The organism is Parapedobacter lycopersici (assembly GCF_040395035.1).
Taxonomy (GTDB): Bacteria; Bacteroidota; Bacteroidia; order Sphingobacteriales; family Sphingobacteriaceae; genus Parapedobacter; species Parapedobacter lycopersici_A.
This window is the reverse complement of the sequence record NZ_JBEBRB010000004.1, coordinates 67,131-88,417: the sequence shown is the minus strand read 5'-3', so window position 1 is coordinate 88,417 and position 21,287 is coordinate 67,131. Positions and strand designations below refer to the sequence as shown.

Annotated in this window: 15 protein-coding genes and 1 tRNA gene; 5 read left to right on the top strand and 11 right to left on the bottom strand. The window is 48.5% G+C overall.

Translation table 11 applies throughout. The annotated features are described in order from the left end of the window. Nucleotides 1–29: 29 nt before the first annotated feature. The 5 genes from ABWO75_RS02410 to ABWO75_RS02390 all read right to left on the bottom strand — a co-directional run bounded on the left by ABWO75_RS02410 (nt 30) and on the right by ABWO75_RS02390 (nt 6,521). Nucleotides 30–113 (bottom strand) — tRNA-Leu (locus ABWO75_RS02410). Nucleotides 114–203: 90 nt separating this feature from the next. After that, nucleotides 204–3,389 carry an efflux RND transporter permease subunit gene (locus ABWO75_RS02405; protein WP_353182182.1) on the bottom strand — a complete coding sequence of 1,062 codons (3,186 nt, stop codon included), beginning with the start codon at nt 3,387–3,389 and terminating at the stop codon, nt 204–206. 39 nt (nt 3,390–3,428) lie between these two features. Beyond that, nucleotides 3,429–4,550: an efflux RND transporter periplasmic adaptor subunit gene (locus ABWO75_RS02400; RefSeq protein WP_353182180.1), complete on the bottom strand. Its 1,122-nt coding sequence runs from the start codon at nt 4,548–4,550 to the stop codon at nt 3,429–3,431. 40 nt (nt 4,551–4,590) lie between these two features. After that, on the bottom strand, nt 4,591–5,922 hold the full coding sequence (locus ABWO75_RS02395; RefSeq protein WP_353182178.1) for a TolC family protein: 1,332 nt from the start codon (nt 5,920–5,922) through the stop codon (nt 4,591–4,593). A gap of 35 nt (nt 5,923–5,957) precedes the next feature. Continuing rightward, the gene (locus tag ABWO75_RS02390) at nt 5,958–6,521 is read right to left on the bottom strand and encodes a TetR/AcrR family transcriptional regulator (RefSeq protein ID WP_353182176.1); all 564 of its coding nucleotides are present in this window, start codon (nt 6,519–6,521) and stop codon (nt 5,958–5,960) included. 140 nt (nt 6,522–6,661) lie between these two features. Between ABWO75_RS02390 and ABWO75_RS02385 the strand changes: the two genes are divergently transcribed. The 4 genes from ABWO75_RS02385 (at nt 6,662) to ABWO75_RS02370 (ending at nt 11,566) form a co-directional block, all read left to right on the top strand. Further along, nucleotides 6,662–7,885 carry a DEAD/DEAH box helicase gene (locus ABWO75_RS02385; protein ID WP_353182174.1) on the top strand — a complete coding sequence of 408 codons (1,224 nt, stop codon included), beginning with the start codon at nt 6,662–6,664 and terminating at the stop codon, nt 7,883–7,885. Nucleotides 7,886–8,052: 167 nt separating this feature from the next. Beyond that, nucleotides 8,053–9,585, top strand: coding sequence for a malate:quinone oxidoreductase (locus ABWO75_RS02380; RefSeq protein WP_353182172.1), 1,533 nt, complete (start codon nt 8,053–8,055; stop codon nt 9,583–9,585). Nucleotides 9,586–9,845: 260 nt separating this feature from the next. Then, entirely contained in the window at nt 9,846–10,478 is a 633-nt protein-coding gene (gene pnuC, locus ABWO75_RS02375; RefSeq protein WP_353182170.1) for a nicotinamide riboside transporter PnuC, read from the top strand. After that, on the top strand, nt 10,478–11,566 hold the full coding sequence (locus ABWO75_RS02370; protein WP_353182168.1) for an acyl-CoA dehydrogenase family protein: 1,089 nt from the start codon (nt 10,478–10,480) through the stop codon (nt 11,564–11,566). The genes pnuC and ABWO75_RS02370 overlap by 1 nt, the downstream gene beginning before the upstream one ends. A gap of 4 nt (nt 11,567–11,570) precedes the next feature. Here the strand turns inward: ABWO75_RS02370 and ABWO75_RS02365 are convergent, their stop codons facing one another. The 6 genes from ABWO75_RS02365 to ABWO75_RS02340 form a co-directional block, all read right to left on the bottom strand. Further along, nucleotides 11,571–12,743 carry an RsmB/NOP family class I SAM-dependent RNA methyltransferase gene (locus ABWO75_RS02365; RefSeq protein ID WP_353182192.1) on the bottom strand — a complete coding sequence of 391 codons (1,173 nt, stop codon included), beginning with the start codon at nt 12,741–12,743 and terminating at the stop codon, nt 11,571–11,573. A gap of 14 nt (nt 12,744–12,757) precedes the next feature. Then, complete coding sequence (locus ABWO75_RS02360; RefSeq protein ID WP_353182166.1) at nt 12,758–14,017, bottom strand: type 1 periplasmic-binding domain-containing protein; 1,260 nt, start codon at nt 14,015–14,017, stop codon at nt 12,758–12,760. Then, the gene (guaA, locus tag ABWO75_RS02355; protein WP_353182164.1) at nt 13,974–15,527 is read right to left on the bottom strand and encodes a glutamine-hydrolyzing GMP synthase; all 1,554 of its coding nucleotides are present in this window, start codon (nt 15,525–15,527) and stop codon (nt 13,974–13,976) included. Before guaA ends, ABWO75_RS02360 begins: the two co-directional genes overlap by 44 nt. A gap of 29 nt (nt 15,528–15,556) precedes the next feature. Next, nucleotides 15,557–16,996 carry an alanine/glycine:cation symporter family protein gene (locus tag ABWO75_RS02350; RefSeq protein WP_353182162.1) on the bottom strand — a complete coding sequence of 480 codons (1,440 nt, stop codon included), beginning with the start codon at nt 16,994–16,996 and terminating at the stop codon, nt 15,557–15,559. Nucleotides 16,997–17,095: 99 nt separating this feature from the next. Beyond that, complete coding sequence (gene fbaA / locus ABWO75_RS02345; protein WP_353182160.1) at nt 17,096–18,175, bottom strand: class II fructose-bisphosphate aldolase; 1,080 nt, start codon at nt 18,173–18,175, stop codon at nt 17,096–17,098. Between the two features lie 174 nt (nt 18,176–18,349). Next, the gene (locus ABWO75_RS02340) at nt 18,350–20,449 is read right to left on the bottom strand and encodes a TonB-dependent receptor (RefSeq protein WP_353182158.1); all 2,100 of its coding nucleotides are present in this window, start codon (nt 20,447–20,449) and stop codon (nt 18,350–18,352) included. 191 nt (nt 20,450–20,640) lie between these two features. On the opposite strand from ABWO75_RS02340, the gene ABWO75_RS02335 reads away from it, so the two are divergent. Next, nucleotides 20,641–21,282, top strand: a complete 642-nt coding sequence (locus tag ABWO75_RS02335) for a hypothetical protein (RefSeq protein ID WP_353182156.1) — start codon at nt 20,641–20,643, stop codon at nt 21,280–21,282. The last annotated feature ends 5 nt before the right edge of the window (nt 21,283–21,287 follow it).

Sequence of the window (21,287 nt, the reverse complement as noted above, 5' to 3'; positions counted from 1 at the left end):
GTTTTTATCACAGAGACACTTACCTGATGTGCCCGGAGAGAGACTCGAACTCTCAAGGGACTGCTCCCAACGGCTTCTGAGACCGCAACGTTTACCAATTTCGCCATCCGGGCGGGCAGTTCCAAACCATGTTTGATTTGGGACTGCAAATATATACTATTAATGGAGAATTGAAATAGAAAATTTAAAAACTATTCAATTTATTATTCCTCCTCGTCATCCGTATGCAGCATGTCCATGTGCTCCTCCGGTTTATATTTTGCCTGAAGCGCCGCAAGTTTCTTTTTGCCGTAAGCCAGTTTAGTAATCAGTACAAATAATATAGGTACGATAAAAATGGCAAAGAACGTGGCAATAAGCATCCCGCCGAACACCGTCCAGCCGATCGTCTGCCGTGAAATGGCCCCTGCTCCCGTTGAATACATGAGCGGTACAATGCCCAGGATAAAGGCAAAAGAGGTCATAATGATTGGACGTAACCGCAATTTGACTGCTTCCAACGTTGCCTTGAGCAATCCCATTCCGATATCCACCCGTTCCTTGGCAAACTCCACAATGAGGATGGCATTCTTGGCCGCGAGGCCGATAATGGCGACCAGGCCGATCTGCGCATAGATGTTGTTATCCAGGTGCGGAAGAAAAGTTAATGCCAAAATAGCGCCGAATACCCCTAGCGGAACCGACAATAAAATGGAGAATGGCACCGACCAGCTTTCATATAGCGCAGCGAGCAGCAGGAATACAAAGACGATACACAATGCAAATATCATCGTCGTCATGTTGCCGGCTTCCTTTTCCTGCAAGCTTAATCCTGAAAACTCATAGGTAAAACCGGCACCCAATGTCTGCGCTGCGGTTTCTTCCAGCGCCCTGAGCGCGTCGCCGCTACTGTAGCCGGGAGCAGCACTTCCGTTGACATCGATAGCCCGGAAAATATTAAAGTGGTTAATGATCGACGGGCTTTCTATGATTTCATAGGAAACAAGCGTACTTAATGGAACGACCCCACCCTGCTGATTTTTTACATATAATTTGCCAATGTCGGCGATGTCCATGCGGAAGGCAGTATCAGCCTGGGTTACCACGCGGAAGCTTCGCCCGTAGCGCGTGAAATCATTCACATAGCTGCTGCCCATAAAAGCGGATATGGTACTGTAAACATTGGATACCGGCACACCCATCCGTTTTGCCTGTTCACGGTCGACCTTGACCAGGTAATTGGGTGTACGAGAATTAAACAAGGTATAAGCCAGTCCGATTTCAGGCCGCTGGTTGACAGCTGCAAGAAACTTGCCGACAGTTGCCTCAAAGTCTTTGATATCCCCGCTACGCTGGTCGAGTATCTGCATACTGAAGCCGCCGCTCGTACCGAGACCCGGAATCGCAGGCGGCGATACCGGCAGCAGAGATGCCCGCTGGAACCCGTTATATTTACCCTGTATACCGGCAATGATGTCAGGTGCGGAGCGCTGACGCTGCTCCCAGGGTTTGAGCTGGACAAAGAATGTACCTCCGTTGGGCTTGAAGGAACGGTTTAACAGGTTGATCCCCGCGATACGCATGATGTTTTCAATTTCCGGATTGTCTTTGCGTAGGGAATCCGTCAGTTCATCGAGCAGGTTTGCTGTACGTTCGGATGATGCACCTTCAGGTAAGGTAACCCCCATCATAAAGACTCCCCCGTCTTCGGTCGGGATAAAGCCTGTGGGTTTGGACACAAAAAGCCCATAGGTACCCACGTAAATACAGATGAGCAGGATAACAAACAGCGGTGCCCGCTTAATGGACTTTCGGACGCCGTTGGAATACCGTTTGGTAACCCGTTCAAACCAATTGTTGAATTTGTAAAACAGCCGGTTAATACCGGTTGATTTTTCATTGAACTGCATGGGTTTAAGCAGCAAAGAGCACAAAGCCGGTGTAAGACTGAGTGCAACGAATGCAGATAGCAGTACCGAAACAGCAATGGTAATGGCAAATTGCTGATAAAGCTGTCCTACCATTCCGGGGATAAATCCGACGGGTACGAACACAGCCGCCAATATAAGAGCGATAGCAATAACCGGTGCCGTGATTTCTTTCATGGCCCGGCGCGTAGCCTCAGGAGCCGACAGTTTGTCGTGGTCGATATAATGCTGTACCGCCTCCACGACCACAATCGCGTCATCCACTACAATCCCAATCGCCAGAACGAATGCCAGCATCGTCAGGTTATTGATGGAGAAGCCAAATAGGTTGAAGAAGATAAATGTGCCGATAATGGATACCGGTATGGCGAGTACAGGAATAAGTGTGGCGCGCCAGCTTTGGAGAAAAATGAATACGACGAGGGTCACTAAAATCAGTGCTTCGATCAGTGTATGCAACACATTCTCAATAGATGCCTCAATGACGGATACGGTTTCGTAGTTAACCACATAATCCATATCCGTGGGAAAATTGGCTTTTAACTCTTCGAGTGCTGCATAGATTCCCTTGGCCGTTTCGACAGCATTGCCCCCGGGCATCTGATTGATCATCATACCCGATGAAATAAGCCCATTTACCTTATTGGTAATCGAATAGGCAAATTCACCCAATTCAACACGGGCCACATCTTTTAAATATACCAGTGAACCATCTGCGTTGGTTTTCACAATAATCTGTTCAAACTGTTCTTCCTGATTCAGGTCGCCGTCCAGGATTACCGGATATTCGAACACCTGGGTATTGAACTGCGGCCGGGCGCCTACGCTTCCCCCTGGAATCCGAATATTCTGTTCCTGTATCGCTGTATTAACATCTGCCGGTGTAAGGCCCAGGTTTGAAAGCTTGGTGGCATCCAGCCATACCCGCATACTGAAAGGCTGGCCAAAAGCCATGACGTCGCCCACACCACTTACCCGCATTAATGCATCACGGACATAAAGGTTGGCGTAGTTTGCCAGAAACTTCTGATCACGTGTGCCATTTGGCGAAATGAGCGATACCAGCATCAATACGTCGGTATTGGCTTTCCGCGTGGTTACCCCCAAACGGCGAACAGCCTCCGGCAAAGCGGGTTCGGCGATACCAACCCGGTTCTGTACGTCCAGCGTGGCAATGTCAATATCGGTGCCTACGTCAAAGGTGACCGTGATGGATGCACGCCCATCGGATGTGCTGTTGGAGGTCATGTACGTCATGCCTGGCGTGCCATTAATCTGGCTTTCAATCAACGTAGTTACCGTTTGCTCAACGGTCTGCGCGTCGGCTCCGGTATAGGTCGCCTGCACCGTTACCGTCGGTGGTGCGATGTTCGGATACTGGCTGATGGGTAGCGTAGTAATCGAAATTATCCCAATGATGGTAATCAGAATCGAGATAACGATGGAGGTAACGGGTCTTCTTATGAATACTTCTGAAATCATGTGATGCTGTCCTAAATCCTTGATAGTCGTTCTTCGGTCCTATTTTGTATGTGAGGGCGCGTTGGCCTCCACTTTTACGCCCGGTCGCAGGTTAATGATGCCGTCGGTCACTACGGTCTCCCCTTTTTCAAGTCCGTTTGTAATGACTACGCGGTCGGCTACCTTTAGTCCGAGACGCACGCCGCGCTGTTCGACCGTGCTGCTATCGGTCAATACGTACACCGATGTCTGCCCCAGCTGTTCGGTAACCGCACGGTACGGGATGACCAACTGCGGCTCTTCCGAAGTGGTTCGGATGTTTACAGTGGTATTCATGCCGGGTAGCAGGATGTTATCAGCATTGGAAAAAGTCGCACGTACGGTTATGGTACCCGTAGTGCGGTCGACCGCCCGGTCGATGGCACTTATGTGTCCCGGATGCGGAAAAGGCCGGCTGCCTGGTAGGCTGAGCATAATCATCGAGTCACGTACCACGTCGTCAGCACGGCGGAGTGCGTTGAAGTGGGCCACTTCGCTTTCGCTAACCGGAAAATCAACTGCAATCGGGTCAGTGGAAGAAATGGTATTCAATAAGGTTGATCCAGCACTTACCAGCGCGCCGGTACGCACCTGTGAAATACCGATCGTACCACTAAAAGGGGCCACGATTGTCGACCGGTTGAGATTGGTCTGTGCAGTAGTCAGCGCTGCGCGGGCGGCGGCCACCTGAGCCTCGGCGTTATTGAAGTCCGTTTCCGCGTAGTCCAGGGTTTGCCGGGCAATGGCATCCTGCTCAGCCAGTTTACGATAACGTTCCACATCGCGCTTCACCCTCGAAAGATTGGCTTCCGCTATGGCGAGGCTCGACTTAGCCTGTTCTGTCTCGGCGGCGTAGCGGGTACGATCTATTTCGTAAAGCTTTTGACCTTTGGATACGGAAGCGCCGTCGGCTACGAAGATGCCGGTGATGTATCCACTCACTTCGGCGCGGAGTTCCGTCTCATTCAGTGCTACCACATTACCGGGATAGGTTTTCATGCCAGTTACCAACTCCTCGCCAACTACCGCTGTCGAAACAGGGATTGCTTGTGTTCCGCGGGTCTGCTGTTGCTGCTTGTTGCCACAAGCCAGCACGAGGCTTGAACCGATCATTAAGATTACTGCGATTTTAGGATTATTCATCTTGTTTATAATATGCTGTGATTCTGCTTTTTTCATAAGGTTAGTTATTCGTATCAATGGTGCCAAGCGCCTGCTGTACATCCAGCTTTCCGGATAATACTGCATACATGGCATTCAGGTAATTGATCTGTGAGGTGCGGAGATCTGTTTCGGCTGTCATGAGATCAAGATAAGTCTTGATGCCTTCGTCATACTGCAATTTGATGGTATTGTACACTTCCTCGGAAAGTTCTACGTTGCGCTTTGCCGTGCGCCAGTCATTCAGATTCGCCTGGTAAGTTGCCATTGCCAATTCATATTGGGTATTGAGCTGGTTCCGGAGATTGACGATATCCCAATCCAGTCGATCTTCCATTAAGCGGGATTTACGGATTTCCTGAATACGCTTGCCGCCCTGGAAAATCGGTAAATTGAGACTTAACCCGAAAACCGAACGAGGGAAACTCCGGCTAAATAGATCGGCGAACTGGTTATCCCGATAATCCCAGGCGTAGTTATAAAATGCAGACAACCGGGGCAGAAACGTCCATTTATTATATTGCGTATTTAATTGCTGTAACTGCCGTTGTGTCTGAAGTTGCTGGTATTCCACGCGCCGCTGATAATCCAGGGTCAGGGTAGTATCCAACAGCATTTCACTCTCCATGGAAGCATAATCAAAAGATAACGACAGCGATTGCTCAGGAGTCAGTCCGACCAACTCTTTCAAATAAGCATACTTATAGCCCAGTAACTGGACAACCCGTTTTTGTTCAGCCAGTGTGTTACTGAGGGATATTTCGGCGCGTTTATAATCCGTACGGTCGACAATACCCGTTTCATAACGGGCTCTGGCATCGTTCAGCTGCTTCTGGATACGCTGGATGTTTTCCTGAACAATCTGCAGCTGTTCTTCGCTCGTGAGTATGTCGTAGTAGCCCTTGCTTACTTCTACGATGGTATTTATCTTGCTATCCTCCGTGTTGAGTGCGTTTTGCTGACGGATGTATTTTGCTGCTTTGGACGCCTGCAACAGGCCGGGGTTTAATAATTGCTGATCGGCCTGCAATACCAGCGCACCCACATTTTTTTGTCCCATACTAATGACCTGGTCGCCGATTACCGCAGTAGGAATTTTAATATTCCGGTTATAAGAAGCATCGGCATTGATCTGAGGGAACCACCCGGATAATGCCGAAGCAATTTCGCGCTCACCAATTTCCTCGTCTAACTCGGCTTGGTGTATCACCGCCCGGTTTTCAAGCGCAAAATCAATGAGATCCGGAAGAGTTGCCTTTTCAGGGAGCGACGCGCTGTCCTGTGCATGTGCGCTTACGGAAAAACAGCCTACCGCTGCCATTATGAGAAACATAACCTGCTTGCTACTATTCATGTGTTGTTGATAGATATATACGTAAGTTAATTGTGCTAGTAAATTTTGATACCGTCCCAGATAATCGCAACTGTCTTTTTCATGTCGTCTTCCTTAAAAGTAAAATGACCGTTGATATGTTTTTTGGCTGTAGCTGCTACCGTACCCAGGAATACCGCACTGATGATATTGATATCCAACGACTTAATATAGCCCGAAGTTACGCCTTTAGATAAGAAGTTGGATACCTCGTCCTGAAAAAAAATGCGGTTCTCACAAAAGACAGCCTTAACGTATGGCGAAGAAGAAAACTGTTCCATAAAGCTCAGCATCTCGGGGTGCCTGATATAGTACGTCACAAAATTAATCCAGATGGAAACGAATCGCTCCGGATAAGGCAATGACACCTCTTCCGGTTTAAAAATGGCTTGTGTAATCTGTGTTCTGCAATAGCCGAAGAGCTCAATAATCAGTTCTTCCTTCGAAGTAAAATAATGATAAATGGTTCCGGTAGCCACCCCTGCCTCCTGCGCAATCTGGCTGATGGGGGTGCCATGAAAGCCATACTCCTTGATCAGCTGCAGCGTGCTCTCAAAAATGGCTGTTTTTTTCTCTGCCAATGTATTTAATCGAACGTTCATTCGGTCGCAAAGAAACAAAAAAACCAAGGACATTTTTGGGATTTATAAGAAGATAACGAAAGTTTGACAAAAGTTATATGTACTTTTGTACATTCATTAAACATCATAAATTCGATACGTTGACATTTAGCGATTTTAATTTTGACGCCAATCTTTTTGAGGGCCTCAATAGCATGGGCTTCAAAACACCGACGCCGATCCAAGCTGAAACCATTCCCATTATTAAAGACCGACACGATCTGATTGCCTGCGCACAAACGGGCACAGGTAAAACGGCAGCATACCTGTTGCCGGTCATGGATGCCATTTGCCGGACACCGAACCGCCCCCCCATCAGTGCGTTGATCTTGGCGCCTACGCGCGAACTTGCGATGCAGATAGACCAGCAGGTAGAGGGGCTAGCCTATTTTACCGGCATCACGTCCATAGCGATCTATGGCGGTGGCGACGGAATTGGCTATGAGCAGCAACGGCGGGCACTGCGCGACGGAGTGGATATTGTAATTGCCACTCCGGGTCGGTTGATTGCCCACATAAGCTCCGGCACTGTACGCCTGGGTGAAATCCAATTCCTGGTGCTCGATGAGGCAGACCGAATGCTGGATATGGGTTTCAAAGACGACATTAACCGGATTGTGCGTGAGGTAGCCACGGAACGGCAGACCCTGTTATTTTCTGCTACCATGCCTCCGAAAATCCGGTCGTTCGCCCGTGTGCTTCTTAAACATCCCCAACAGGTCAATATTGCAATATCGCAACCCGCGGAGCGGATTGTACAACAGCAGTACCGCGTGATGGATGAACAGAAAACACCTTTATTGAAACATATACTGCTGAGCGGTCAATATAAAAGCGTTATTGTATTTTCGTCGACCAAGGAAAAAGTAAAAGCACTGGGCCGTGAACTTAAAAAGCTGGAGCTGGCGGTGCAACCCTTCCACTCGGATCTGAGCCAGGAAGAGCGAGAAAAAATCCTGCTGCGGTTCAAGAACAAACAGTTACCCATCTTAATTGGTACCGATGTATTATCCCGGGGTATTGATGTGGACGGTATCGACTTGGTTGTGAATTATGACGTACCACCTGACCCGGAAGATTATATCCATCGAATAGGTAGGACTGCCCGTGCGGAACGAACGGGAACCGCCATCACTTTTGTCAATCATCGTGATCTCCGTCGGTTTACGGCGATTGAGAAATTGATGGAACGGAAAGTAACTGAAACTCCGTTGCCGGAGGTAATTGGAAAATCACCGGAATTGATCCCCGAGGGGCAAACGCAAAAAAAACGAAATAAAAAACGCCGTTTCGGTCCACGGAAAAAACGTGAAGGAGCAGCGTAATTGGCCCTCACAATGTGTCGGACAAACCGCTCTTTTGTAATATACAGCCGCCAACTTCCGATATATGGCTTTGATTATTCCAAAACAAAAAGGAATATACCGGTATTTATTATTTAGTTGGCAAATAACTAATTTCTGTATTAATTTTGCCGCACTCAGAACAGCTAATGACAAAAAAAAATAAGAATAAAAAGAATAACGTGAAGGAAGTCGATGTCGTGCTTATCGGGGCCGGCATTATGAGTGCCACACTGGGCACATTAATTAATGAACTTCACCCCAGCGCCAGCATTGAAATTTTTGAACGGCTTGACGAAGTGGCTGCTGAAAGTTCCGATGCCTGGAATAATGCCGGAACAGGACACTCTGCGCTATGCGAATTGAATTATACTCCGCAGCGGCCCGATGGCACCATTGATATTAGTAAGGCCATAAAGATTGCCGAGGCATTCGAGGTCTCCAAGGAATTCTGGTCGTACCTGGTTGCTCAACGTCTAATCGACAGTCCCGATCGTTTCATTCGTAGTATTCCGCACATGAGTTTTGTGTTTGGCAGGGAAAATGTGGATTTTTTGCGCAAACGGCACGAAACCATGAGCAAGCACCATCTTTTCCAGGGGATGGAGTATTCCGAAGACCACGAGCTGCTCAGGCAATGGATACCCCTGATTATGGAGGGCCGGGATTCGGAGGAAAAGCTGGCAGCTACCAAAATCGATATTGGCACCGATGTAGATTTCGGGGAGTTAACCCGGGCCCTATTCTTCCACCTGGTACAGAAAAAAGGGATCAAGCTCCGTTTGGCAAATGAAGTACGCGATATCGAGCGGGCAAATGACGGTCGGTGGGATGTAACGGTAAAGAACCTTACTACTGATAAAAAAAGGAAGTTCCGCGCGAAATTTGTCTTCATTGGAGCCGGTGGAGGCTCACTCCTGCTGCTGGAAAAATCGGAAATTCCTGAAGCAAAAGGGTTCGGAGGTTTCCCCGTAAGCGGTCAGTGGTTACGCTGTACTAACCCGGATGTTATTGCAGCACATCATGCGAAGGTTTATGGTAAGGCTGCAGTGGGCTCCCCTCCCATGTCAGTTCCCCACTTGGATACGCGTGTGATTGATGGCAAGACGGCACTGCTATTTGGACCCTATGCCGGGTTTTCAACAAAATTCCTTAAAAACGGTTCCTGGCTTGATTTGGCATCATCCATTAAGCTGGGCAATATCCGACCGATGCTCGCTGCAGGCATGGACAACCTCCCGCTTACTAAATATTTGATCGATCAGGTCCGGCAAAGTCCGGAAGACCGGCTAAATGCATTGCGTGCTTATGTTCCCACGGCGAAAAAGGAAGATTGGGAACTGGAAATCGCAGGCCAGCGGGTGCAGGTAATTAAAAAAGATGAAAAACATGGTGGCGTACTGGAATTCGGCACCGAAGTAGTGAGCAGCGCCGACGGCTCCATCGCTGCCTTACTCGGCGCATCGCCCGGTGCATCGACCTCAGTATCTATTATGATCGAGTTGCTGGCGCGGTGTTTCCCCGAACGGGCAAAGACTGCCCAATACCTTGATAAGTTGCACGAGATGATTCCGTCTTATGGGCTTTCTATTGCCGCAGACGAGAAGCTCTGCAAGGAAACGCGAGCGCGATCAGCAGCCATTCTGCAACTGGACAGAACCGGAGAAATGGTCTGGCCATAATCAGAAATAACAGGATATTGAAAAGCCGTACCAATACTGTACGGCTTTTTTGTTTTGCAAAAATTAACCTGTATATTCGTAGCACTTATGGGGTGCTTCATAGCAAGCTGAGATTATACCCAATGGAAAGCAGGTATCGTTCCCAATACACTGCTACCCATACACCTGATCCGGATAATGCCGGCGTAGGGATTTATATTTGCCGCTTCGTTCTGAACGTGAATACTTCCATAAGTATGTAATGGCTGCATTAACATACCATGATGAAATTAAACGAGTGGATTCACCAATTAGGTGCCGAATTAACGGCTACCCCACTGCTGCATTGGATTGGAGTAGGCTGTGGAATTGTCCAGGTACTGCTGGCCAAGGCGAACAACATTTTGCTATATCCTTTTGGCATCGCAAGCATATTAATTACAGTATATGTGCTATATGATGCCGGACTTTATGCTGAATTGCTATTGAATATGTATTACCTGGTCATGAGTATTTATGGCTGGCTGTACTGGGTAAAGCGGCGTGGCGCAGCGCCCGTACCGGCATCCTATTCAAGCAGGAAGGATTGGCTGATTACCTTATTGATCACGGGATTGGGTTTCCCTACATTGTATTATGCCCTTGCGTGTTTTACCGATTCAACCGTCCCGGTGTGGGATGCCTGGGTAAGCGCAACGGCTTGGGCCGGAATGTGGCTACTTGCCAAACGTAAAATTGAGAACTGGATATTGCTGAATATCAGTAATGCTTTTGCCATTCCATTACTGGCCCACAAAGGACTCCACCTTTTTGCACTGCTCACGCTCTTTTTATTCATTGTCGCAATATTCGGTTATTTTGAATGGCGTCGGATTATCGGCGCTCGGACCAAAACACTAAAAGACTCCATTTGATGAACACCGCACATCCTAATTTATCGTTTATGCCCACCGAATCGGTTATAAAAACCCTCCGTGGTTACACTGCACACGCAGAAAAAAATGGCCAGCTTACGGCGGACCAGCTGGATACTATCTATGAAAACAAGTGGTTTAAATTATTTGTTCCCCGCGAATTTGACGGTTTGGAACTGAGCCTACCTGAAGGAGTGCGGCTCGAAGAGGAACTGGCATACACTGACGGTAGTCTGGGCTGGACGGTCACACTCTGTGCCGGAGCTAATCTCTTTTCGGGTTATATTGATCCGACGCTCGCGCATCGGATTTTCACAGACCCGCAGGTGTGCTTGGGCGGTAGCGGCCGCCCGTCGGGTATCGCCACGATTAAAGACGGGGGTTATGAGGTGAATGGCATTTGGCATTACGCGACAGGCGCGCCGCATAACACTCATTTTACTGCCAACTGCGTTATTGAACAAGATGGCAAGCCGGTGCGTGACAGCGAAGGAAATCCCCTGATAAAATCATTCTTTTTCGACCAAAAAGATGTTCGCATTGTGGCCGACTGGAATACCGTTGGGCTGAAAGCCACCGCCAGTCATTCATTCGAGGTAAAAAATGTTTGGGTAGAGCAGCGGCATGCATTTTTGATTCTACCTGAACACGCTCGTCAGGACGGTCCGGTTTACCGGTATCCGTTTATACCTTTTGCACAAACAACATTAGCCGTAAATACATTGGGGATGGCCAGGCACTTCATAGCCTGTTGTGAAGACCTTGCAATAAGTCACGATCAAATTGGAAAAACGAACGAAATACTGGAAGGGTTGCTTCAACAAGGTGTTGAACGGATTACAATAGCAAAGCGTTCTTTCTATGAGGCGTTGGATGCTTCCTGGGATATTTTTCTGCAAAATGGTCAGCTTACGGAAACCATACTGCAGCGTATTACGGAAACAAGCCGCGCATTGGTCAGTGTTTCTCAGGGTGTTGTAGTTTCCCTATACCCCCACTGCGGTATTATTGCCGCGGATGAATCATCGACCATCAACCGTATATGGCGGGATATCTTCACAGCAAGCCAGCACAGCCTATTGCGGTGATTGGCTAAGGCTTAATCAACCGGGCAATGAACAAGGTGTCTGCCTGCTGGTGATAGCCGGTCAATAGCGTCTGTTCTTCCAGTTTAAGTCCGAATTCTTCCGCTAATTGAGCTACGTTCTGCTCGTTTTCCGCAGCAAATACGGAACAGGTAATGTAAATGAGCGGCCTGCCATGCTTGAGGTGAGGTATGGCGTTTTGGGCGATTTGCCGTTGTAATGCCGCGAATGTATCGATACGAGCTTTGTCGAAAAACGAAATCATCTCAGGCGTACGTGCCCATGTTCCGGATCCGCTACAGGGTACATCCAGTATAATTCCATCAAACTGACTGTCTCCAAGCACCTTACCGACATCCTGGGTTAGATCGACGATTTTCTTTCGGTAAGGTGAATATATACCTGCCGTATCGAAGCGTTCATCCAGGTTACGTAAAATACTGCCCCGCACGTCGGAAACCAACAGCTCGATTCCAGGCGTAGTATCCATGAGCAGCAGGGACTTCCCTCCTGCCCCTGCGCAAGCATCCCACCAGCGCTCTCCGGGGGCGGCCCGGAAATACCGCCCGGTCCGCTGTGATGAGAAATCCTGTACCTCATACTTTCCGGCAATGCCAGGTACACGATCCAATGCCGTACCATTGGGTAAAGCCACGATATGCTCATCAATAACATTATACACCAGACCGGCGCGGTCCAATGCCGCCAATACGTCCGGTCCGTACGGGGCGCGCAGACGGATAAACAGATCGGGCTGGGTAAACAGGCCATCAACAAACGCTTCCTGATCAATATCCGCAGACAGCAGGGAAGTAAAGGGAAATACCGCTGCCTGTTGAAACGCTGTATGCCTTTCTAAAAAAAATCTTTTCTCGGGTAAGGTTGCGTTAAGATAGGGTATCCAGTCAGGCTTCAGCAGTTCAATAACTGCACTTTCGTGGCTGCAGAGCAATTCTGCAATAGCGAGCCGTTCAATTGGCGATAGACTGCCCGCCGCGTGGCCGATCCGGAAATAATGATATATGAGGCGGGTAGCCATCCTCCGGTCGGCGGATCCCATTTGCTTATTCCGCTTGTAATATGCGGTTAAGAAGCGGGCTAACGGCTCTACCCCATTATATTCCTGTAATAGACGTTCAAATGTCCGCAGGTGTTGTGACAGCCTTTTTTCGGATAACATCACTGCCGGGGCTTTTAATTAACGGGGCGAAAATCGCCATCACGGAACTGCAATATCCAGATGTGATGATTTACATAGCCCCAGGCCGGGTTGTATTTAAATGTAAAGGTATTGTGCAGTCCTTTATAAGTTTCAGCTTGTATATGAGACTTATATTCAGCTCCGTACTTAGCCAGCAAGCTTCCGAAATAATAAGCGGCATCGTATCCCTTGTAAGCAAATTCCGTAGGTGTAATACCGAATTCAGAACGATAGCGTGAATCGAATTCCTGGACACGTTTGTCACCTTTATTTACATAAAACGATGACGTTACACTTGTACGGAACCCTGCGAGTCCATCCGTTTCATCGAAATCGAGCTTGGTCCAGTTGGGGTGACCGAACAAGCGAATGTCATACGAAAGCTCATCGCGTAACGTCCGCAGATTAGCCAGAATGGGTGAGATCAGGTATTTATTGGTTGTACCCATCACCAATAGATTTTTCCCCGACAGGTGTACGCTGCTTTCCAGGCTGGCCTGGTCATTCACATTGGCGATATCGATCCGGCTATTGAGCTGCCGTACCCGCGCTTTCAGTGGATCCAGAAACTGGCGGCTTGCCGCATCCTCTGTCTGATAAAATAACACGACGTCGCCAGTTTGATACTCGTTTACAATATGTGCGGCCAGCGCCTCTACATGCGCCATAAGGGGAGCCGTAAGGGTCACCAGATTAGGCAGGTCAAATTCCGAAGGCATACTGGCTGCTAACGGCGAAATCTGCAATACACTGCTATCGAGTGACGCATTATAGCCAAATACCTGGATTTCTTTAGGGTAAACCGGGCCAACTACCAAAGCAGCCTGCTGAACCTGCTCCAGTTTTGCAATCCGGGCATTTTCCGCGGCATCATCACGCGTGTCTAACACATCCAACTTAAAATTGACACCCTGTGCGGACAAGGCATCCAGCCCCAGCTTGAACCCTTGATAAAAATCCAGCGCTAATGCTGACCTGCGAATATCAACAGTGCTGGGCGCATGTTGATTTGCTTTGTCCAGCTGAAAAGGCAGTAAGAGTGCAATTTGGTTGGCGTCTATCGCCGCAGTTTCCTTTACAGCATCTTTTTCGCGTTCCTCCGTTGTGGTTGTTTCGCGCGTTGGTTCGGTTTGACTTCCCGCAGGACGAAGCACCCGGATCCGGGGTGTACAGCCAACGGTCAGCAGGAGCAGAACAACGATAAGAAAACTACTCCCATTCAATGGTAGCCGGTGGTTTCGAACTAATATCATAAACAACCCTATTTATCCCTTTTACGTGATTAATGATTTCATTGGATATTTTCGCTAATAACGCATAAGGCAGGTGAATCCAGTCTGCTGTCATTCCATCCAGTGATCCCACGGCACGTAACGCTACCACATGCTCATAAGTTCGCTCATCACCCATTACACCAACTGACTGCACGGGAAGGAAAATGGTCCCGGCCTGCCAAACTTGATCATACCAACCCGATTCGCGCAGGTTACGGATATAAATCTCATCAGCCTCCTGCAAAATCCGTACCTTTTCTGCCGTAATCTCTCCCAGAATCCGGATAGCCAGCCCAGGGCCGGGAAAAGGGTGCCGGCCAAGAATATTCGGTGCAATGCCAAGTGCCTTTCCAACGCGGCGTACCTCATCTTTAAAGAGTGTATTCAACGGCTCCACCACTTTCAGTTTCATGAAATCCGGTAGTCCTCCCACATTGTGGTGCGATTTGATCGTTGCGGAAGGCCCCTTTACCGATATGGATTCGATAACATCAGGATAAATAGTGCCCTGTCCGAGCCATTTTACCTCAATACCCGCTGGGAGTTCGGCTTGGATGGCTTGTGCTGCTGCATCAAATTCATCAATGAATGCAGCACCGATAATCTTTCGTTTCCGTTCAGGTTCACTGGCCCCTGCCAGTTTTTCGTAAAACCGATCCTTGGCGTTTACGCCTCTGATATTAAGCCCCATATGCTGATAGGATTCCAGCACTTGTTCATATTCATCTTTCCGCAATAATCCATGGTCCACAAAAACACAGTGCAGGTTTTTACCGATTGCCTGATGAAGCAGTACTGCAGCAACGGTAGAATCAACTCCTCCGGACAACGCCATAATCACGTGGTCATTGCCTAGTTTCTCCTTAAGCGACGACACAGTTGTTTCCACAAACGCGTCGGCTGTCCAGTCCGGTGCACAACCACAGATATCGATGACAAAATTTTTCAATAACGTTGTACCATCGGTACTATGGGTAACTTCCGGGTGAAACTGGATTCCATACGTATGGGTTCCCTTAACGTGGTAGGCTGCCACTCGAACCTTATTTGTGCTTGCGATGATTTCAAAATGATCGGGAATCGCTGAAATTGTATCGCCATGGGACATCCACACCTGGGAATCCACTGGAATATCCGCTAATAGCGGGTGAGTATGGTCCACGTGCTGTAAATTCGCCCGACCATATTCCCGTATCGTTGAGGCCACCACCTCCCCTCCCGAATACTGTGCCATATACTGCGCTCCATAACAGACACCCAAAACAGGAAAATGGTCCTGCAACGAGCGGAAATCTATCTGCGGTGCATCTTCCTGACGTACGGAATACGGGCTTCCCGAGAGAATGACTCCCCGTACCTCTCCCGTATTCCAATCAGGTAGGTGATTATATGGATGGATTTCACAGTACACATTCAACTCCCTTACCCGTCTTGCGATCAGTTGGGTATACTGGGAGCCGAAATCAATGATAATGATTTTTTCTGGCATGGGCCAAAGGTACGGATTAGACGGGAAATTTACGGCGCTTGTCTGTCTTTATTTTCTATCCAATGATCGGCATTTTTGATGTCTTCCGCGATAAAAACAGGGTCTTTGCCTTGCTTCTTCTGTTCGTGATAATCCTTAAGCAATCGCAACGCCGGTTTGCGAAGCAGTAGGATAGCAATGAGATTGAGCCAGGCCATCAACCCCACACCAATGTCGCCTAAGGTCCACGCGGTCTCTGCGGTTTTAACGCAGCCGTAATAAGTAGCTCCCAGGATCAAAACACGGAGTACCCATACAGCCCATTTGTGACGTCCCGCTCTGTCGAGGTAGCTAAGGTTGGTTTCCGCCATATAATAATATGCCATAATTGTAGTAAAAACGAAGAAGAACAATGCCATCGCGACAAATCCGGCGCCAAGTGCGGGAAAATGGTGGGCAACAGCCAGCTGAGTATATTCAGCCCCTATCTCCGCGCGGGGAATGTGTTCAACCAGATACCCGCCTGCCGGATTTTGGACATTATACTTACCGGTGAAGAGAATCATAAAGGCTGTGGCGGTGCAAACGAAAAGCGTATCTACATAAACCGAAAATGCCTGCACCAACCCTTGTTTGGCCGGATGATTTACCTCGGCGGCAGCAGCTGCATGCGGTGCGGTACCCTGTCCGGCCTCATTGGAATAAATGCCCCGTTTTACACCCCATGATACCGCCATTCCCATAATCCCTCCAAAAGCGGGCTCTAAATCAAAAGCCGATCGGATAATCAGTCCGATAACAGCGGGTATCTGTTGAAAGTTAAAGGCAATAATCACAAGTGCCATTAAAATATAGCCTCCCGCCATAAACGGAACCACGACCTCGGCGACCTTACCGATACGCTTTACGCCGCCAGCGATAACAAGCCCGAGCAGCACCACGAGTGCCAAACCGGTATATGATACAGGAATATCAAACGCATTGCGGACCCCAAGAGCAATACTGTTACTCTGTACACCGGGCAAAAAGATAGCTGTACTCAATATCGTTGCAAACGCAAACAGCGCAGCATACCACCGCATGCCCAGTCCCTTTTCAATATAGAACGCTGGTCCACCGCGGTACTGGCCGTCTTTTACCTCTTTGTATAGCTGACCCAAGGCTGCCTCAACATAGGCGGATGCGGCGCCCAAAAATGCAATGAGCCACATCCAGAACACGGCACCCGGCCCGCCGAAAGCAATGGCAGTGGCAACCCCTGCAATATTTCCGGTCCCGATTCGGCCCGAAAGGGCCATAGCAAATGCCTGAAAAGAGGAAACCCCTTTGGCCGACGATCCTCCTCCAAACAACAACCTGACCATGTCTTTCAGGTATCTGACCTGTAAAAATCGAGTAGCGACGGAGAAGTAAATCCCCGCGCCCAGGCATAATGCTACAAGCGCATCGCTCCAGACTACATTGTAAATTGTTTTAATTAACTGATCCATCGGTTGGTTATTGGTTAGTATACTTGAAGCGTTGAAATAAAAAACCCGCCTATACCTTAGCCGGGGTATGGCGGGCTATAATATGGAGTGTACATCCACCTACAGTTTGCTGTTGATGTTTATCGCATTCAGTTCTTCAAATGCCTGTGTGAGGCGTTTCACAAAACTTTCTTCCCCCTTGCGCAACCAAACACGTGGATCGTAATATTTTTTATTCGGTGAGTCCGGCCCATCCGGATTACCGATCTGACGCTGAAGGTAACCTTCATTTTTTTGGTAATAGTTCCGCACACCGTCCCAGAAGGCCCACTGCATATCGGTGTCGATATTCATCTTGATTGCCCCGTAGGAGATGGCCTCCTCAATCTCAGCTGGCGATGAACCAGATCCGCCATGAAACACGAAGTTAATCGGCTTTTCTTCCTTCAATCCATATTTTTCGCGGACATATTGTTGGGAATTATGCAGAATAATCGGCTGCAGTTTTACATTTCCGGGTTTGTAAACGCCATGGACATTGCCGAAGGCAGCAGCTATCGTAAATTTGTCACTTACCTTACTGAGTGCTTCATAGGCATAAGCTACCTCTTCAGGCTGGGTATATAGCCGGGCACTGTCTACATCCGTATTGTCAACGCCGTCTTCTTCTCCCCCGGTAACCCCCAACTCAATTTCGATGGTCATACCGAGTGGCTTCATTCGTTCAAGGTATTGCTGGGATATGGCTATGTTTTCCTCGATAGGTTCCTCCGATAGGTCGAGCATATGCGACGAAAACAATGGCTTGCTATGCTGCGCAAAAAAACGCTCGCCGTGTTCCAGTAATCCATCAACCCATGGCAACAACTTTTTTGCCGCATGATCGGTGTGTAGAATCACCGCTACACCGTAATGCTCGGCGAGGAGATGTACGTGCTGTGCGGCAGAAACGCCACCAAGGACACAGGCTTGCAACTGGTCATTGTTCAGGGATTTTCCTGCATAGAACTGGGCCCCGCCGTTCGAGAGCTGAATCATCACGGGTGAATTGACTGCCTTGGCAGTCTCCATAACGGCGTTGATGGAATCGGTGCCAATGACATTGACCGCTGGCAAAGCGAAACGATGGGTTTTTGCTGCTTCAAATAATTCCTGAACAGCATCGCCGGTGACTACCCCTTTAAAATCTTTCAAACTCATAATACGCTATCTTGGTATAGCGTCAAAATTAGTATTATTTTTCAAATCCGCCAATCCGGCTCGCGGAATTAAATACATGAAAATGCCCGGTCTCAACGACCGGGCAATCCTTATATTATCCATGAGCGTGATGTTGCCCCACCGGAACACGGTGGATTGCTGCTCCGCATGCGCTTAATATGCAATCGATACCCCACCATAGAAATTACGGCCGGCGGCAGTGTTGAAAAACCGACCACCAAAAGCGTTGATATCATTCCCCAGACTATACCTTTGGTTAAGCAGATTATCCGCGCCGGCAAAAAATTGCAGGTTGAGTCGATTACCCATTGGTTTCGTCCAACTAACCTTAGCCTGTAACAGGTGATAAGCATCGGCAAAAAAGCCGTTCGCATCGTCCAGCGGAATAGCCGACGTATAGTTGTGCATAACATATGCACGGAGATCAAACGGAAACAAAAACAGCACGTTACTTACTACCGACTCTGCCGGCACGCCAGTTAATTTATTGCCACTGAAGTCATTGTCCGCCACTTGGTAATCACCAAACCGGAAGTGACTTAATGTAAGATTGGTGCCTATCTGCAGGCCACGCAACCAGCTGGACTGCCGTGGCTCAATTGCCCATACCGATGCCGACAGTTCGGTGCCCAATTGCTTCACTCCGCCGGCGTTGCTGAAAAATTCCGCTCCACCTTCATCAAGCTGGCGGATAATCGCATCTTCCATAAGGTAATAGAATACGGAACCATCAAGGAACACTCGTCTGTTATGATTCTGCCATCGGAAACCGGTTTCGTAGTTCCAGCCCGTTTCAGCCTCCAGTGCCGTGTTTACTACTTGATCCGAAGAGCGTACTTCTGCAGTGGTTGGCGGAGAATATCCGCGGGAAACAGATGCCCTCCAGGCAAATTGCGGAGTAATTAGGTAGGATAAAGCAACCCTTGGCATCCATTCGGCATCAAAATTCCGATCGGTATAATTCGGATCACCCCCTCCCGGAAAGATGGCCCGGAAAGCGTAACGGTAATAATTCAGACTTAGCGAGGTTTCCAATGAAAGTTTGTCATATAAATCCGCACTCAATCGGGCAAAATAAAAATGCTGGGCGTTTTTCAGCGCATCTGCCGCCTGCTCGTCACCCCGTTCGCCACCGTTGTTGTCGTAATTGTAGATATCGGCCCGTCCGCGCTGCCACTCTACTCCAGCATTGGCGCGCCACGTAAATACACCTGGCTTTCCGTCGGCATAATCCAGGTAAGTCCGGAAACCAAAGTTATATTCATCTCGAACTTCGTAATTGGTAATAAAGGGGTTGCTGAAATCAGTACGCAGCCCAAATACACTGGCTACATGACGGAGTTTGGGAGTCAGCTGTGCATTGTGCACAAGCCCACCGATTAACGTCTTATTGATAATGCCTGCTTGTTGTTCAACAGCACCAGGATTAGGTCCGGCTGGTGGACGTGCCAAACGTGGGTTTTCCTGAAACTGAGCTAGGTTTAACCCGCCGGGGGTGCGGTACTGCAAATCCGAGTAGAGCGCTAACAAACGGAGTTCGTTGCCCGGGCGGTATTTCCATCGTTGAACAGTCTGAAAAGAAGCTCTTTTCATCGCGGAGTTCTGCCGATAGCCATCTGAGCGCTGATATGCCTGATTGAAACTGAACTGGTACTTCGATGATGGCTGCATATCTGCGTTCAGTTGCTGGTGAAACAATCCGTAAGAACCGCCATTGACACGCAGCGATGCCTCGTTGCTCTGCTCGGTCATTCCGTCAGGGCGAATCAGTACTACACCTCCCGAGTTTGCGCCGAACAAGCTGCCATCTGGACCTTTTAATATTTCGATCTTATCCATGCTGCCTACATCCAGCAGGTTTAGATACGTATTTCCTCCTGCATCCGTTAGGGGAATCTCATCCAGGTAGACCTTTACATTGCGTACGCCAAAAGGTGACCGCAGTAAACTTCCACGGATTGATAGCCGGTAACTGCCTGGGGATCGTTCCTCCATACGTACGCCCGGTACCGTGTTTAGGGCAGGAATAAGTGTAACACCACTTTGATTTTCCAGTGTGCTGTTTGCTACGACTCCGGCAGATGTCGTAAGACGCAGTAAAGGTTGCTCCACAAAATAAGCCTTAACCATTACTTCATTAAGCAGCGTAGTATCCTGTTCCTGCGAAAAAGCGGGAGCAGCCAGTAGGTTTCCCATTAAAAATAATAATGCCCCGGCCGGACCGGCGACAGAAAATCGGTTTACGATAGACATAGATATTGATTGGATTGTGGCAGTGACAACTGAAATCTGACGGAAGTCATCCATTAATAAATAATAAAGTAATCTTATTGTTTAAATGTGCAATAATACACAACTGCATCCATTAATCAGAATTTGTAACGAAAATTAAACTATTCATTCAAAACACGGTCTAATTGACGGATTTATTAAAGAATGGAGTCATGAAAATCAACTATTCAATGCTGTTCGTGTTTGGTATGATCACCTTCACAGCAGCCGCCCAAGATAGCATTCAGCATGTTTCAAAGCTGGAAATCGGCAGGAAGAAAAAGGAGGTTTTTTCCGGAAGGGATTCTACAATAACCCTTCATATTGACACCTTGATCATGCATGACCGCGCACAGCTTGTTTTCCTGGGAAAAAAACAGGTTACACTGACCGCTGATCATGTTGTGATGGATAAACGGGCTTACATTTTTGGAACTGACGGTAAAAACAACGGAACGGATTTCGACATCGATATGCGATTTAGTGAATTGGGCGCACTCTATGTGCTTGCGGGTGGACAGGACGCCGCAAACAACGGATCGCGTACCTACCCCAACGGCGATGGTGGGACAGTGAATATGACTTATCGCAAAACAGGTATTATACCCCAGACCGAAGATCGGAAGGCGCCGCATTACCTGCGAATTGATACCCGGGCAGGCGGATACGGCGGAACTCCTCAAAATGAACTACGTAATATTTATGGCCTGATCAACAGTGGTCCGGCGGGACGTCCGTTGGGTCGTCTGTCACAGGGAACCGTATACTCCGGTTCAACCGGCACCGACGGCAAAAGTCAAATAACGGCCAAATAATGCAA

Coding starts and splice junctions, on each gene's coding strand:
- ABWO75_RS02405 (WP_353182182.1), bottom strand. CDS start 3,389: ATGATTTCAGAAGTATTCATAAGAAGACCCGTTACCTCCATCGTTATC.
- ABWO75_RS02400 (WP_353182180.1), bottom strand. CDS start 4,550: ATGAATAATCCTAAAATCGCAGTAATCTTAATGATCGGTTCAAGCCTC.
- ABWO75_RS02395 (WP_353182178.1), bottom strand. CDS start 5,922: ATGAATAGTAGCAAGCAGGTTATGTTTCTCATAATGGCAGCGGTAGGC.
- ABWO75_RS02380 (WP_353182172.1), top strand. CDS start 8,053: ATGACAAAAAAAAATAAGAATAAAAAGAATAACGTGAAGGAAGTCGAT.
- pnuC (WP_353182170.1), top strand. CDS start 9,846: ATGATGAAATTAAACGAGTGGATTCACCAATTAGGTGCCGAATTAACG.
- ABWO75_RS02370 (WP_353182168.1), top strand. CDS start 10,478: ATGAACACCGCACATCCTAATTTATCGTTTATGCCCACCGAATCGGTT.
- ABWO75_RS02365 (WP_353182192.1), bottom strand. CDS start 12,743: ATGTTATCCGAAAAAAGGCTGTCACAACACCTGCGGACATTTGAACGT.
- ABWO75_RS02360 (WP_353182166.1), bottom strand. CDS start 14,017: ATGATATTAGTTCGAAACCACCGGCTACCATTGAATGGGAGTAGTTTT.
- guaA (WP_353182164.1), bottom strand. CDS start 15,527: ATGCCAGAAAAAATCATTATCATTGATTTCGGCTCCCAGTATACCCAA.
- ABWO75_RS02350 (WP_353182162.1), bottom strand. CDS start 16,996: ATGGATCAGTTAATTAAAACAATTTACAATGTAGTCTGGAGCGATGCG.
- fbaA (WP_353182160.1), bottom strand. CDS start 18,175: ATGAGTTTGAAAGATTTTAAAGGGGTAGTCACCGGCGATGCTGTTCAG.
- ABWO75_RS02340 (WP_353182158.1), bottom strand. CDS start 20,449: ATGTCTATCGTAAACCGATTTTCTGTCGCCGGTCCGGCCGGGGCATTA.
- ABWO75_RS02335 (WP_353182156.1), top strand. CDS start 20,641: ATGAAAATCAACTATTCAATGCTGTTCGTGTTTGGTATGATCACCTTC.